This window comes from Streptomyces sp. CNX435, assembly GCF_059570575.1.
The window spans coordinates 202,604-216,523 of record NZ_JCANTA010000005.1 but is presented as its reverse complement, the minus strand read 5'-3'; the positions used below and the strand labels follow the sequence as shown (position 1 = coordinate 216,523).

The 13,920-nt window shown below is 73.4% G+C and carries 12 protein-coding genes; 2 read left to right on the top strand and 10 right to left on the bottom strand.

The window, feature by feature from the left end:
- Positions 1–92 precede the first annotated feature (92 nt).
- From T328_RS11900 to T328_RS11880, 5 genes are all read right to left on the bottom strand, one after another.
- Positions 93–767, bottom strand: a complete 675-nt coding sequence (locus T328_RS11900; RefSeq protein WP_496495934.1) for a lytic polysaccharide monooxygenase auxiliary activity family 9 protein — start codon at positions 765–767, stop codon at positions 93–95.
- A 90-nt stretch (positions 768–857) separates the two neighbouring features.
- Positions 858–2,060, bottom strand: coding sequence for a serine hydrolase domain-containing protein (locus T328_RS11895; protein WP_496495933.1), 1,203 nt, complete (start codon positions 2,058–2,060; stop codon positions 858–860).
- A 102-nt stretch (positions 2,061–2,162) separates the two neighbouring features.
- Positions 2,163–3,161, bottom strand: coding sequence for a type I glyceraldehyde-3-phosphate dehydrogenase (gene gap / locus T328_RS11890; protein WP_496495932.1), 999 nt, complete (start codon positions 3,159–3,161; stop codon positions 2,163–2,165).
- A 172-nt stretch (positions 3,162–3,333) separates the two neighbouring features.
- A complete protein-coding gene (locus T328_RS11885) occupies positions 3,334–4,290 on the bottom strand; it encodes a GlxA family transcriptional regulator (RefSeq protein ID WP_496495931.1) in 957 nt (318 codons plus the stop codon).
- Between the two features lie 122 nt (positions 4,291–4,412).
- Positions 4,413–5,132, bottom strand: a complete 720-nt coding sequence (locus T328_RS11880) for a helix-turn-helix domain-containing protein (RefSeq protein WP_496496089.1) — start codon at positions 5,130–5,132, stop codon at positions 4,413–4,415.
- A 310-nt stretch (positions 5,133–5,442) separates the two neighbouring features.
- Between T328_RS11880 and T328_RS11875 the strand changes: the two genes are divergently transcribed.
- Positions 5,443–6,204, top strand: coding sequence for a class I SAM-dependent methyltransferase (locus T328_RS11875; protein ID WP_496495930.1), 762 nt, complete (start codon positions 5,443–5,445; stop codon positions 6,202–6,204).
- Positions 6,205–6,294: 90 nt separating this feature from the next.
- On the opposite strand, the gene T328_RS11870 is transcribed toward T328_RS11875, so the two are convergent.
- On the bottom strand, positions 6,295–7,194 hold the full coding sequence (locus T328_RS11870) for a TIGR03560 family F420-dependent LLM class oxidoreductase (RefSeq protein WP_496495929.1): 900 nt from the start codon (positions 7,192–7,194) through the stop codon (positions 6,295–6,297).
- A 203-nt stretch (positions 7,195–7,397) separates the two neighbouring features.
- Between T328_RS11870 and T328_RS11865 the strand changes: the two genes are divergently transcribed.
- Complete coding sequence (locus tag T328_RS11865; RefSeq protein ID WP_496495928.1) at positions 7,398–8,099, top strand: hypothetical protein; 702 nt, start codon at positions 7,398–7,400, stop codon at positions 8,097–8,099.
- A 180-nt stretch (positions 8,100–8,279) separates the two neighbouring features.
- On the opposite strand, the gene T328_RS11860 is transcribed toward T328_RS11865, so the two are convergent.
- The 4 genes from T328_RS11860 to hutH form a co-directional block, all read right to left on the bottom strand.
- On the bottom strand, positions 8,280–8,966 hold the full coding sequence (locus T328_RS11860) for an ABC transporter ATP-binding protein (RefSeq protein WP_496495927.1): 687 nt from the start codon (positions 8,964–8,966) through the stop codon (positions 8,280–8,282).
- A 166-nt stretch (positions 8,967–9,132) separates the two neighbouring features.
- Complete coding sequence (locus tag T328_RS11855; RefSeq protein WP_496495926.1) at positions 9,133–10,584, bottom strand: ABC transporter permease; 1,452 nt, start codon at positions 10,582–10,584, stop codon at positions 9,133–9,135.
- Between the two features lie 137 nt (positions 10,585–10,721).
- On the bottom strand, positions 10,722–11,993 hold the full coding sequence (locus T328_RS11850; RefSeq protein ID WP_496495925.1) for a L,D-transpeptidase: 1,272 nt from the start codon (positions 11,991–11,993) through the stop codon (positions 10,722–10,724).
- A gap of 177 nt (positions 11,994–12,170) precedes the next feature.
- On the bottom strand, positions 12,171–13,784 hold the full coding sequence (gene hutH, locus T328_RS11845) for a histidine ammonia-lyase (RefSeq protein ID WP_496495924.1): 1,614 nt from the start codon (positions 13,782–13,784) through the stop codon (positions 12,171–12,173).
- Positions 13,785–13,920: the final 136 nt, after the last annotated feature.

Genomic DNA, 13,920 nt, shown 5'->3' with positions numbered 1-13,920 from the left:
CTGAGCCCTGCGGGGGCTCGCGCCCTGGCCGGACCGGTGCCGGGTTCACGGCACCGGTCCGGCCGGGGTGCTGTGCGTACGGCGCTCCCGGCTCAGCCGAAGTTCACGTCGCTGCACATCAGGTAGGCCTGGTCGAGGTGCGAGGCCTGCCAGATCGTGAAGACGATGTGGTGTCCGGAGTAGCCGGAGGTCTCGACGGGGAACGTGATGTCGTTCGCCGGGGGGTAGCTGCCGGTCTCGGTGATGAAGTCGAGGTCATCCCAGCCGAGTGCCTCGGTCTTGGGGTCGAACCCCTGCTTGCTCACGTAGACCTTGAAGAAGTCGGCACCGTGGGCCGCCGTGTCGTGGAGGTGGATCGAGAAGTTGTCGGTGACATCGGTCGTCTTCCAGGGACCGATGTTGTTCAAGCTCTCGAAGTTCGGGTGGTTGTTGCTGCAGAGCTTCCCGTCGGGGGTCCGCGCCTCGAACTCGCCGCCGAGCCCGTCCCGGAGCATGCTCATCCAGTTCCACATGGTGTCGGGGTTGGCCTGGTAGGCCTGCCAACACATGGGGTCCTCTTGCTCCATGGCCGGGTTCAAGTGGTCGTCTCCCCACTCTTCCCAGCAGTGGTACGCGCGGGTGGCCGGGTCGACGACGCTGCCGTGAGCCTGGGCGGTGCCGGTCGTGGCCAGGGCACCGGCAACGACGGCGACCACCAGGGCGAGCGCTTGGAGAGTTCGGCGAGCGGACATCCGGGAGCGCCTGCGGGGTGGGCCTGGCTTGTGCATGGGGGGTCTCCGTTCCGGGAGGGACACAGATGGGAGCGCTCCCAACTGTACCTGGCCCATGTGAAATGTCCATGCAGAAAGCAGAGTTCCTCAGCCGCCACGCGACCGCGTCACGAGCAGAGCGGCGATCCGGGCGATCATCTGGCTCTCGGCGCCGTCGCGGGCGGTCGTCGGGTGGTAGGCGAGGACGAAGCGGCGGCGGCCGTCGCGGGTGGAGAAGGCCGCGTTCTTGTAGCCGTACGTCTCGCCGGTCTTGCCCCAGAGGGTGACGCCGTCGACCACGGCCTGCTGCAGTCCGGTCGAGTAACGGGCCGGGGTGCCGTCCAGCATGCGTACGTCGTCGGGCGGCAGGGTGAACATCAGGCGCAGCAGCTCGGGCGGCAGCAACTCGCCGGCGAACAGGGCCGCGAGCAGCCGGTCGAGGTCGTCCGTCGTCGAGATCATGTCGCCCTCGCCGCGGGCGGAGGACTGGTCGTAGGCGGTGATGTCGCGGAGGCCGCCGTCGGCCATCGTGAGGTAGCCGTGTACGTGCCGGCCGTGGATGCGCGGGTCGTCGCCGGGTATGACGGTGCGGGTCAGGTTCAGCGGGCGCAGGATGCGGGTCGTGACGGCGTGTCCGTACGGGCGGCCGGTCAGCGTGTCGACGATCAGGGCGGCGAGGACGTAGTTGATGCCGCGGTACTCCTGCCGGGTGCCCGGTGCGAACTTCAGCGGCCCGTGTGTCGCGGTCGCCACCCACTCCCGCGGTGTCCAGTGGTCGAAGCGGTGGCGGAACACCTCCTCCGCCGTCTGCGGCTCCGGGATGCCGACGTGGTCGGGCAGCCCGCTGGTGTGGGTCAGCAGGTGCCCGACGGTGACCGGCCCGAACCGGGCCGGCAGCAGCCCCGGCAGCAGGCGCGTCACCGGCGCGTCCAGGGCGACCCGGCCCTCCGCCACCAGTTGCAGCAGCACTGTCGCGACGAAGACCTTCGTGACGCTGCCGATCCGGACCCTGTGGTACGCCGACACCGGTCGCCGCGTGTCGATGTCGGCCACGCCCGAGGTGCCGTACCAACGGCCGGCCGTGCCGCCGACGCGCAGTTGGGCGGCGGTGGACGGCGGGTGCTCCAGGTCGTCGATCGCGGCCTGCAGGGCGGCCGGGTCCAACGCCGGGAGGGGCGGAGGGAGGACTGGGGACGAAGCGGGGGTCGCGGCGGCCGGGGGTGTGGACAGCGCGGACGGGGCGGCTGCCGCGGCCGTCCCCGCCAGCGCGACGGCCGCAAACGTCCTGCGTGACACGTGCGTTGGAGTCATGCACCGACTCTGCCGGGCGGGCCCGTGTCCGGGCATCGGGGTCGTCCCCGGAGCGGTCCCCCACCCGACCCCGAAATGTCCCGGATACGGGCCCCGCGGGCCTCAGCCGGCGGCGAGGAGTTCGAGGGTGTCGATCACGCGGTGCGAGAAGCCCCACTCGTTGTCGTACCAGGCGACTACCTTGATGTGGCGGCCGTCGACGCGGGTGAGGGCGGAGTCGAAGATGGCCGAGGCCGGGTTGCCGGTGATGTCGGAGGAGACGAGGGGGTCTTCGGTGTATTCGAGAATACCGGCGAGGCGGCCTTCGGCCGCGGTGCGGTAGGCGGCGAGGACGTCCTCGCGGGTCACGTCGCGGGCGACCGTGGTGTTGAGTTCGACGAGCGAGCCGACCGGGACCGGGACGCGGATCGAGTCGCCGGACAGCTTGCCGTCCAGACCGGGGAGTACGAGGCCGATGGCCTTGGCCGCGCCCGTCGTGGTGGGGGCGATGTTGACGGCGGCGGCGCGGGCGCGGCGGGCGTCGCGGTGGGGGCCGTCCTGGAGGTTCTGCTCCTGGGTGTAGGCGTGCACCGTGGTCATGAAGCCGTGCTCGATGCCGGCGAGTTCGTCCAGTACGGCGGCGAGCGGGGCGAGCGCGTTGGTGGTGCAGGAGGCGTTCGAGACGACAGTGTGGGCCTGCGGGTCGTACGCCTCGGTGTTGACCCCGGGCGCGAGGGTGACGTCCGCGCCGGCGGAGGGGGCGCTGACGAGGACCTTGCGCGCGCCCGCGTCGAGGTGCCCGCGGGCGGCGGTCGCCGCGGTGAAGCGGCCGGTGGCTTCGAGTGCGACGTCCACGCCGAGTTCGGTCCACGGCAGCTTCGCCGGCTCGCGCTCCGCGAGCACCTTGATGCGGCGGCCGTCCACGACGAGGGTGTCGCCGTCGACGGTGACCGGGCGGCCCAGTCGGCCGGCGGTGGTGTCGTAGGAGAGGAGCCGCGCGAGGGTGGCGGGGTCGGCGAGGTCGTTGACGGCGACGACGTCGAGGCTGCTGTCGCGCTCCAGCAGTGCGCGCAGCACGTTGCGGCCGATACGGCCGAATCCGTTGATGGCGATGCGGGTCATGGGGCGTCCTGCCTTCCGGTTTCGACGGCGTTTCCTGCGCTTTACGAGCAGGTTCGCCCCTCTTGCGGGACCGTGACAGCGGCGTGGGTGCCACACTCCGCAAGGATCTCGCCAACCGCCCCGCCGGCCGCCCTCGGCCGCCGGTCGGCTGCCCCAGCCCACCCCCGCCCGACTACTCGCCTCGCGCGAACGTGCGCCGGTACTCGCTCGGCGTGGTGCCCAGGATCCGCTGGAAGTGCAGCCGAAGGTTCGCGCCGGTGCCGAGGCCGACGTGGTCCGCGATCTGCTCGACACTCTGCTCCGAGCGCTCCAGCAGCTCGCGCGCCATGTCGATACGGGCCCGCATGATCCACTGCATCGGCGTGTACCCCGTGTCGTCCACGAAGCGCCGCGAGAACGTGCGCGCGGACACCCCCGCGTGCCGCGCCAGCGCCTCCAGCGTCAGCGGCTCGCCGAGCCGGTGCAGCGCCCACTCCCGGGTCGCGGCGAACCGCTCGCCGAGCGGCTCCGGCACGCTGCGCGGTACGTACTGCGCCTGGCCACCGCTGCGGTACGGGGCCGCGACCAGGCGCCGGGCGGCGTGGTTGGACGCGGCCACGCCGAGGTCGCCGCGCAGGATGTGCAGGCAGAGGTCGATGCCGGAGGCGGCGCCGGCGGAGGTCAGCACGCTGCCCTCGTCGACGAAGAGCACGTTCTCGTCGACCCGTACCTCCGGGTGCTTCGCGGCGAGCGCCCGCGTGTAGTGCCAGTGGGTGGTGGCGCGGCGGCCGTCGAGGAGGCCGGTGGCGGCGAGGGCGAAGGCGCCGGTCGAGATGGCGGCGAGCCGGGCGCCGCGGCGGTGGGCGGCGATCAGCGCCTCGGTGACGGCGGGCGGGGGGTCGTCGCGGTCGGGGAAGCGGTAACCGGGGACGAAGACGAGGTCGGCCCAGGTGAGGGCGTCGAGGCCGTGGGCGACGTGGTACGAGAGCCCGTCACCGCCGGCCACGAGCCCCGGCGCGGCGCCGCACACGCGCACCTCGTACGGCATGCTCCGGCGGGTGCTGAAGACCTGCGCGGGGATGCCGGCGTCGAGCGGCTTGGCGCCTTCGAGCACGAGGACGGCGACGGGGCGGAGGCGGGAGGTGGACACGAGGACACGGTACGCAGGAGTGGTCGGCGGTGGGTACGTACGGGCTGCCGGTGGCGGTGACGGTTGGCGGCTGGCGGGTGGCGGTGACGGGTGGTGGTGCCTTGCGGGCGTCTCCGGCCCCCTCAGTCACGCGGGAAGTACGTGCCCGGCGGGGCCCCCACCCTCCGGTGGAACGCCGCGACGAACGCGCTCGGCGAGGCGTAGCCGACGCGCCGCGCCGCGGTAGCGACCGTCGCGCCCGAGGCCAGCAGCGGCAGCGACGCCTGGAGGCGCAGGTGCGTACGCCAGCGGCCGAAAGGCATGCCCGTCTCGGCGACGAAGAGGCGGGCCAGGGTACGGGGCGCGGCGCCGGCGTACGGGGACCACTCGGCGAGCGTGCGGGCGTCCGCGGGGGTGTCGCGCAGGGCCTCGGCGACGGCGCGGGGCCGGGGGTCGCGGGGCATGGGCGCCAGCACGGCCGTCGCGGCGACGGGGGTGAGCTGGTCGAGGAGCACGGCCTCCGCGCGGGCGCGGGCGGGCGGGGCCGGGGCGTCGTCGGCGAGGTGGTCGAACAGGGCCCGCAGCAGCGGGGTCACCGCCACGACCGTCGGCTCCGTCCACGCCCCGGCGGCCGGGTCGGACTCCCGGGCCCTGCCCCCGCGCGGGCGCCGGTGCGCGGGCGGGCGGGTACGGGGCGCACGCCCCGTGGCGGCGTCGGCGGCGGGCGCGGGGCCGGCCTGCTGGACGTACAGCGAACGCGGCTCCGTCGTGCCCGCCGTGCCCGTCGCGTGCCGCACCCCCGGCGGGATCCACAGCGCCGTGGTCGTCGGCAGCACCCACGTCCGCGCCAGCGCCCGCACCATCAGCACCCCGCTCCGGGCCCACGCCAGCTGCGGCACCGGGTGCCGGTGCCGGCCGGCCCACGCACCGCCGCCCGCCGTCGCGAAGCCCCCCACGAGCACCGCACCGCCCCCCGCGCCGGACACGGAAGCGGCGGCAGGAGCAGCGGCAGAGGCCGGGGCAGAGGCAGAGGCCGGGGCAGAAACGGAAGGCGGTGCATGACCGTGCAGCGTCATGGCTGGCCAGACTAGCGTGTGCCGGCGCCCCCTTCCCCCGCTCGCCGGCCGGCGAAACGGAAGCGCACGAACGGCCCGCGCCGGGTAGGAATCAGGCATGCGCCCCGTGGACTACGACGACCGCCTCCACCGCCGCTACGCCGCAGGCCGCGCCCTCACCGACGCCCAACGCGCCGTCTGGGCCCGCGCCTTCGCCGACCGCCTCCCCGCCGACCGCCCGCTGCGCGGGCTGGACCTCGGCTCCGGCACGGGGCGGTTCACGCCGCTGCTCGCCGCGGAGTTCGGCGGTCCGGTCACCGGCGTCGAGCCGTCTCGGCGCATGCGCGACCAGGCGGTCGCGTACGCCGCCCATCCGCAGGTCGCGTACGTCCCCGGGCGGGCGGAGGCACTGCCGCTGCCGGACGGGTCGGTCGACTTCGCGCTGAGCTTCCTCGTCTGGCACCACGTACGGGACAAGCCCGCCGGCGCACGCGAGTTGCACCGGGTGCTACGCCCCGGCGGCACCCTCCTGCTGCGCACCGAACTCACCGACCGGCTGCCCGCCCTGTGGTACATCGACGCCTTCCCGCGCGGCCCGGAGATCCTCGCGGCGCTCTACGAGCCGCTGTCGGCGGTGCGCGGTACGTTCGAGGCGGCGGGGTGGGAGCTGGCGTCGGTGGCGGAGGTCGAGCTGCCGGCGGGCGGTACGCGGGCGGAGGCGCTGACCCGGCTGCGTACGCGGGCGTTCTCCATCTTCGAGCACATGCGGGAAGCCGACATCGTCGCCGGCTTCGCCGAGTTGGAGCGCCGGGTCGCCAGGGCGCCGCAGGCGCCGGCGCCGGCGGCGCCCGGGACGGTGCTCACGTTCCGCCGCGTATGAGCACCACGCAGCACCACGCGCGTTCCGCCGCGCGTGGGCGCTACCCGCCTTCCGCCCGCGCGTGCCGGGCGCCGTGCCCGGAAGCGCCCCTCACCACACCCCCACCTCGCTGTTCGGCCTGATCTGCGCCACCACCGGCACCGCCTCGCCCACCGCCTCGACCGCCTCCGGCGTCCACGGCCCGTCCGCGACGAACACCACGTGCTCGATCCCGTACTCCGCGAACGACTCGCACCGCTCCGCCACCGACTCCGCCGGCTCCGCCAGCTCCATCCGCGCGGTGACCGTCTTCTCCACCTCCCACGACGGCCGCCCCGCCGCCGCGCAGTGGTCCGCGAGCACGTCCAGTTCGCGGCGCAGCGTCTGGCCGCCGTCGGGTACGTCGAAGAAGTTGCAGGCGTCCGCGTACTGCGCCGCCAGCCGCAGCATCGGCCCGTCGCCCACGCCGCCGACGAGCACCGCCGGCCGCGGCCGCTGCACCGGCTGCGGGCTGCACACGGGGTAGTCCAGCGTGAAGTGCCGCCCGTCGAACGTGCCGGTGTCCCCCGCCCACATCTGCTGCGCCAGCCGCAGCGTCTCCTCCAGCCGCTCGATCCGCTCCACGGCGGACGGCAGGGACAGGCCCATGGCGTACGCCTCGTCGTCGCGGTAGGCGGCGCCGAAGCCGAGCCAGGCGCGACCGCCGGAGAGGACGTCGAGGGTGGTGACGGCCTTGACGAGCAGGGCGGGCGGCCGGTAGGTGACGCCGGTGACCATGGTGCCGATGCGGACGTGCTCGGTGCGCGCGGCCAGGTAGCCGAGCGTGGTGTACGCCTCCAGCACCGGCTCGTCGGGGGTGCGGGTGGGGTCGGCCTGCAGCAGGTGGTCGCCGACCCAGACGGTGTCCACGCCCGCCGCGTCCGCCGTGCCGACGACGGCGGCCAGCGCGGGCGCGAGGGCGGTGGGGCCGCCGGGCCAGGAGAAGTCGGTGACGTTGATGCTGATGCGCATGGTGGGCGGCCTCCTCGTCGCTTCACTACACAGCCTGCCGGTGAAGACGCCTGCCGGTCGTCCGTCCACGGGAGTCAACTTTCTTACTCCCGCGGGAGTAAGAGCCCGCCAGGCGGCCTTCCCGGGGCGTCGGGCGCCTGTCGCCGGCAAGGCCGGGGCCGGTGCGCGGAAGGGGGTCGGCGGCGACTGCGTACCGTGGTTGTATGAGCACCGCTAAGTTGACGCCCGCCCGGCGCCGGGCGGTGGCGGCGGCCGACGCCGCGACCGGGCTGGTGCACGCGAGCGAGCGCGTGCTGGAAGGGCTGGTGGACGGCGGATTCGCGGTACGGCATCCGCGCCCGCCGCACCGGCACTACCTCACCCCCGCCGGGCGCGAGCTGCGCGAACGGCTGCTCGCCGCCGCGGAAGCCGAAGCGGCCAGGGCGGCTGGAGCGGATGGAGCGGGCGCCACGGAGGCCGGGGACGCGGCCGGCGGTGGGCAGGGCCCCGGCGAACCGGGGGTGTTCGCGGCCCGTACCGGCGGCGAGCCCCCGCCGCCCGACGCCGCCGCGCGCGCACGCGAGGTGCGCAGCGCCTGGGAGGGCCTCGCGGAGCTGCGCCGGGTCACCAACTCCGACGGCGCCACCGACGTGCCGTGTGCCTGGGAGCGTACGCACCTGGCGCCCGCCGTCGGCCTCGCGCTGGAAGCCGCCGGCGCGCCGCCGGCCACCCCCGGGACCGGCGGCTACATCGTCACCGCCGCCGAGCACCAGCCGGAGGCGGTGCGGGTCGACTGGCGGCCCGGTCCGGCGCTGATGGAGCTGGTACGCAGCGCGGGGGCGCTGGAGTCCGCGGGGTGGCAGGTCTCCGAACACCCGGAGCGCGACGGCCGGATGTACCTGCTGGCCTCGCCGCGCCGCCGCTGACGAGCCATCCGTGCCGTACGACACGGGCGTCCGGCACGGGGCGTACGGCATGAGACATACGGAACGAGGCGTACGGCACGGCGCGTACGTACAGGGCGTACAGGGCGTACAGGGCGCGTACGGGCACTGCTGCGCCCGTACGCGCCCCTCCCCCGATACCCCGTGTCCCTGCCGCCAGACCTACGCAGCCGCCTCCCGCTCCGTGACCTTCAGCCGGCCCTTCTTGATCACCGCCAGCCGCGGCGCCCGCCTGGCGATCGAGCTGTCGTGCGTGACCAGCACGTACGTCAGTCCCAGCTCCTTCCACAGCCCTTCCAGCAGCCCCACGATGTCGTCCCGGGTGTCCTCGTCGAGGTTGCCGGTCGGCTCGTCGGCCAGCAGCACCTTCGGCTGTTTCACCAGCGCCCGCGCGATGGCCACGCGCTGCTGCTGGCCGCCGGACAGCTCGCCGGGCAGGTGCGTGAGCCGCTCGGCGAGACCCACCGACTCCAGGGACTCCGCGGCGCGCTTGGCACGCTCGGTGGCCTTCACGCCGAGCGGCACGAGCGCGGTCTCGACGTTCTCCTGGGCGCTGAGGGTGGGGATGAGGTTGAAGCTCTGGAAGACGAAGCCGATGGTCGCCGCCCGTACCCGCGTCAGCGCGGCCTCGCTCAGGCCGCCGAGGTCGGTGCCGTCGAGGCTGAGGGTGCCGGAGGTCGGGCGGTCGAGGCCGCCGAGCAGCTGCAGCAGCGTCGACTTGCCGCCGCCGGTGGGGCCGCGGACGACGAGCTGGTCGCCGTCGGCGATGGTGAGGTCGACGCCGGCGAGGGCGTCGATGGCCTCCTTGCCGCGCTGGTAGCGCTTGGTGACGCCGGTGAGCTGGTACATCGTGGTCAACTCCTGGGTGCCGCGGGGTGAGTCGGTGATCGGAGGGAGAGGCGAGAGGGGCCGGAGACGGAGGTCCGGAGGCGAGGTCCCGAGACGACGGTCCGGAGACGGAGGTCCGGGGGCGAGATCCGGGGGCCAGATCCGGGGCGGAGCCCGGAAGCGCGCCCTACTCGACGCGCCGCAGCGCGTCCGCCGGCCGCAGCCGCGCCGCCCGCCAGCCGCCGAAGCAGCCGGCGATCAGCCCGCCCGCGACCGCGAGCGCGACGGCCAGCGCGATCACGGACAGCGTCACGGGCGCCTGCAGCGCGACCTCCACGCTGGAGCTGGCCGCGTCCACCATCTTCTGCGGCCCGCGCAGCACGGCACCCTCGGGCGCGTCGGCGGCGGGGCCCACCGAGGCGTCGAGCGTCGGGGCGACCGTCGTGACGACGTACGCACCGGCGATCCCGAGCGCGATGCCGAGCACGCCGCCGAGGATCCCGTTCACGAACGCCTCGCCCATCACCTGCCGGACGACGCGCCCGCTGCGCCAGCCGAGCGCCTTCAGCGTGCCGAACTCGCGCACCCGCCGGCCGACGGCGGACATCGTGAGCAGCCCGGCGAGCAGGAAGGCGGCGATCAGCACGACGATCGAGAGCCACTTGCCGATGTTGGTGGCGAGGTTGGAGGCGGTGGAGAGGTTGCCGGAGACCTGCTCGGCGAGGTCGGAGGCGGAGGTGACGCTGGCGCCGGCCACGTTCTCGTCGATGGCGTCCTTGACCGCGGGGATGTCCTCGGAGCTGTCGGCCTTGACGTAGACGGTGGAGACCTTGCCCTCCAGGTCGGCGTCGGACAGCTGCTGGGCGCGCTTCAGGGGGATGTAGACGTTGGCGGTGGCGGCGCCGGTGTCGGCGGTGGCGATGCCGACGACCTCGAACTCCTTGCCCTTGATGGTGACGTCGTCGCCGACCTTCAGGTCCTCGTCCTTGGCGTACGCGCTGTCGACGACGGTCTTGAGGGCGTCGGTGTCGTTCTTGCCGAAGGTCACGCCGTCGCTGATCCTCGACGACGACAGCGGGCCGACGTCCTGCTGGGTGACGTCGATGCCGGTGACGGTGAAGGAGTCGACGTCGACGTCGGCGCCGCCGCCCTCGATCCGCGGACCGCCGCCGCCTCCGCCGCCGGTGCCGCCCTGGCCGGGGGCCGCCTGGCCGCCGCCCTCGATCCTCCCCTGCTGGAAGTCGCCCTTGAACTCGATGTCGTTGAGCGCCAGCGCGCCCACCGCCGTGTCGACGCCGTCCTGCGCCGCGACGTCGCCGACGACCGAGTCGTCGAGGTGCTGGAAGCCGCCGAGCGGCATCAGCCGGTCGTCGGTCTTGGTGGCGTCCTCACCGTCCTCGCCCGGTCCGATACGGAAGCTCTGCGGGCCGCCGTCGCTCTCGTCCGCCTCCTTGCTGACGGTGAGGTCGGTGCCCACGCCGTAGAGGGAGTGCAGGACTTCGTCCTGGGCGTCGCGCATGCCGGCGGCCACGGACGAGACGGTGATGACGAGGCCGATCCCGAGCGCGAGGCCCAGGGCGACGACCAGTGCGGCCTTTCTGCGCCGGCGCAACTCGCGCCGCAGGTAGGTGAGGAACATGCGGCGAAGTTATGGCGCCATGTTGGGGAAAGGCTGAGGCGACGGTGAGAGGCCCATGAGAAAGGGCCGGGCCCTGGACCGTACGCACGTCGTACGGTCCAGGGCCCGGCCCTGCGGCGGCGCGGTGCGCGTCGGGCTCAGAGCGCGCTGCCCTCCTGCCAGGCGGTCCAGTCCATGTTCCAGCCGTTGAGACCGTTGTCCGGGGCGATGGTCTCGTCGGGCGAGTTCTTGACGATCACGACGTCACCGACCAGCGACTGGTCGTAGAACCACGCGCCGTCCGTGCCGGGGTCGTCCGCACCCTGCTTGTCGAACAGGCCGACGCAGCCGTGGCTGGTGTTAGCGCTGCCGAACACGCCCTCGCCGCCCCAGTAGTTGCCGTGGATGAACGTGCCGGAGGTGGACAGCCGCATGGCGTGCGGCACGTCCGGGATGTCGTACTCGCTCTTGCCCTTCTTGTCGACGAAGCCGACCGTCGAGCCGTCCATCCGGGTCTCCTTGTACTTCTCGGAGATCACCATCTCTCCGTTGTACGTCGGGTTCTCGGGCGAACCCGCGGAGATCGGGACGGTCTTGACCTTCTTGCCGTTGCGCTCGACCGTCATCGTCATGGCCTTGACGTCGACGGTGCTGACCTGCGAGCGGCCCACGGTGAAGCTCATCTCGCGGTCCTGCACCCCGAAGACGCCGGGCGACGCCTCGACGCCGTCGAGGTCCATGTCCATCGTGACGGTGGAGCCCGCCTGCCAGTAGTCCTCCGGACGGAAGTCGAGGCGGGTGTCGTTGAACCAGTGGCCGACGACATCCTGGCCGCTGCTGGTCTCGACCGCGATCTTCGACTCGACGGCCGCCTTGTCCTCGACCGGCTTGTCGAAGTTGAGCGACACCGGCATGCCGACGCCGACCTCGCTGCCGTCCTCCGGAGTGAAGTAGCCGATGACGCTGTTCTCGGCGGAGACGGTACTGAAGGTGGCGTTCGACGTGGACACCTGGCCGTCGGCGTCCTCGGCCTTGGCCGTGATCTCGTACTCGGTGCCGCGCTCCAGCGCCGTGTCCGGCTTCCAGGACTTGCCGTCGCCGGCGATGCTCCCGGCGGTCTCCTCCGCGCCGCCGGCCACGGTCAGCGCGACCTCGGTGAGCTTCCCGCCCTTGACCGTGACCTCGGTGTCGGAGTTGATCCCGACGTTCTCCGCACCGTCCTTGGGCGCAATGGATATTCGGGCGTCCGGCACGTCCTTCTTCTGTTCGGAGGCCGACTCCTGCTGGCCCCCGGAGTCGTCCGCGTTGCTGTCGCCGCTGCACGCGGTCAGCCCCAGCACGGCACTCATCGCCAGCGCGGACAGCGCCACTCCGCGCCGCCCCTTGCCGTACACCCTCACGTCGTAACTCCCCTTCACCGCGGAAGGCACGTTTGCCCTACCCCACGGAGTAGGACGCCCGATCCCCAGTAGTCCGTTCCGTCCTTCTCCCCACTGTGGCACACGCCACCGACGCTCCTGACCCGCGGCCGGATGCGCCGCCCCGCAGCGGGCCGGGCCGAGGCACATCACCGCAGGTCAGCGCGGATTCGATCAGATCACGACAGATCATGACAGAGGTCCTGTGACGGATTCCACGGCCGCGACCAGCCGACCGGAGCGTACGAAGCCCTCGGCGGCGGCCAGATCGGGCGACAGGAACCGGTCGTCCCCCGGCCCCGCCACCCCCGCGTCCCGTACGGCACGCAGCACGGCCCGGGTGGCGGGTGCGGGCGTGAGTCCGGCGCGCAGCTCGACGGCGCGGGTGGCGGCGTACATCTCGATGGCCAGCACCTTCGTCAGGTGATCAACTGCCGTACGCAGCTTGCGCGCCGCGGACCAGCCCATCGAGACGTGGTCCTCCTGCATCGCCGACGACGGGATGGAGTCGGCCGACGCCGGCACGGCCAGCCGCTTCAGCTCGCCGACCAGCGCGGCCTGGGTGTACTGGGCGATCATCAGGCCCGAGTCCACGCCGGGGTCGGCGGCCAGGAACGCGGGCAGGCCGTGGCTGCGGTTCTTGTCCAGCAGCCGGTCGGTGCGGCGCTCGGCGATGGAGCCGAGGTCGGCGGCGGCGACGGCGAGGAAGTCCAGGACGTACGCGACGGGGGCGCCGTGGAAGTTGCCGTTGGACTCGACCCTGCCGCCCCCGTGGCCTTCGGCGTGGGCGGTGCCCTCAAGGAGGACGACGGGGTTGTCGACGGCCGCGGCCAGTTCGCGTTCCGCGACCGTGCGGGCGTGCGCGAGGGTGTCCCGGCCGGCCCCGGCGACCTGCGGCGCACATCGTACGGAGTACGCGTCCTGCACCCGGGGCGCGGGGGGCAGGCCGTCGTGGCCGGTCTGGTAGTGGCCGGTGAGGCCGGAGCCGTCGAGAACCTTGAGCATGTTGGCGGCGCTGGCGGCCTGTCCGGGGTGCGGGCGGACGGCGTGCAGCTCGGGGGCGAGCACCCGGTCGGTGCCGAGCAGGGCCTCCAGCGTCAGTGCGGCGGTGACGTCGGCGGCGGTGAGCAGCGCGGCGAGGTCGGCGCAGGCCATGAGCAGCATGCCGAGCATCCCGTCGGTGCCGTTGAGCAGCGCCAGGCCCTCCTTCTCGCGCAGCGTGACGGGCGCGAGACCGTGCGCCGAGAGCAGCTCGGCGGCGGGGTGCACGGCGCCGTCGGGCCCCTCGGCGTCGCCCTCGCCCATGAGCGCCAGCGCGCAGTGCGAGAGCGGGGCGAGGTCGCCGGAGCAGCCGAGGGAGCCGTACTCGTGCACGACGGGCGTGATGCCGGCGTTGAGCATCCCGGCCATCGCCCGCGCCACCTCGGGCCGTACGCCGGTGTGGCCGGAGGCCAGCGTCTTGAGCCGCAGGAACATCAGCGCGCGTACGACCTCCCGCTCCACCCGCGGGCCCATGCCGGCCGCGTGCGAGCGGACGATGTTGCGCTGGAGCTGCGCACGCAGGTCGGGGCTGATGTGCCGGACGGCGAGGGCGCCGAAGCCGGTGGAGACGCCGTACACGGGCTCGGGCCTGGCCGCGAGGTCGTCCACGACGCGGCGGGCGGCGGCGAGGGCGTCGAGGGCGCCCCTGGACAGCTCGACGGGAGCGCCGCGGCGGGCGACCGCGAGGACGTCGTCCGCGGTGGTGCCGGCGGGCCCGAGGACGACCGGGACGACGGGGACGGTACGGGAGTGCATATTCATATTCAGGAACCTTACGAAGTGAATCCGAAGCTGTCACGGGCGCTGCACCGGCCCCTGCGCGCGGCGTCCAACCGATCAGGAAACGCGTGTGGTCAGCCCTGGCGCGGCGCCGCTTCACGCACTACGTTAGCGACCG

Bases quoted from the DNA above. Each gene is read 5' to 3' on its own strand.
- T328_RS11865 (WP_496495928.1), top strand. From the start codon at position 7,398: ATGAGCACCGCTAAGTTGACGCCCGCCCGGCGCCGGGCGGTGGCGGCG.
- T328_RS11855 (WP_496495926.1), bottom strand. From the start codon at position 10,584: ATGTTCCTCACCTACCTGCGGCGCGAGTTGCGCCGGCGCAGAAAGGCC.
- T328_RS11895 (WP_496495933.1), bottom strand. From the start codon at position 2,060: ATGACTCCAACGCACGTGTCACGCAGGACGTTTGCGGCCGTCGCGCTG.
- T328_RS11860 (WP_496495927.1), bottom strand. From the start codon at position 8,966: ATGTACCAGCTCACCGGCGTCACCAAGCGCTACCAGCGCGGCAAGGAG.
- T328_RS11870 (WP_496495929.1), bottom strand. From the start codon at position 7,194: ATGCGCATCAGCATCAACGTCACCGACTTCTCCTGGCCCGGCGGCCCC.
- gap (WP_496495932.1), bottom strand. From the start codon at position 3,161: ATGACCCGCATCGCCATCAACGGATTCGGCCGTATCGGCCGCAACGTG.
- T328_RS11900 (WP_496495934.1), bottom strand. From the start codon at position 767: ATGCACAAGCCAGGCCCACCCCGCAGGCGCTCCCGGATGTCCGCTCGC.
- hutH (WP_496495924.1), bottom strand. From the start codon at position 13,784: ATGAATATGCACTCCCGTACCGTCCCCGTCGTCCCGGTCGTCCTCGGG.
- T328_RS11875 (WP_496495930.1), top strand. From the start codon at position 5,443: ATGCGCCCCGTGGACTACGACGACCGCCTCCACCGCCGCTACGCCGCA.
- T328_RS11880 (WP_496496089.1), bottom strand. From the start codon at position 5,132: ATGGTGCGGGCGCTGGCGCGGACGTGGGTGCTGCCGACGACCACGGCG.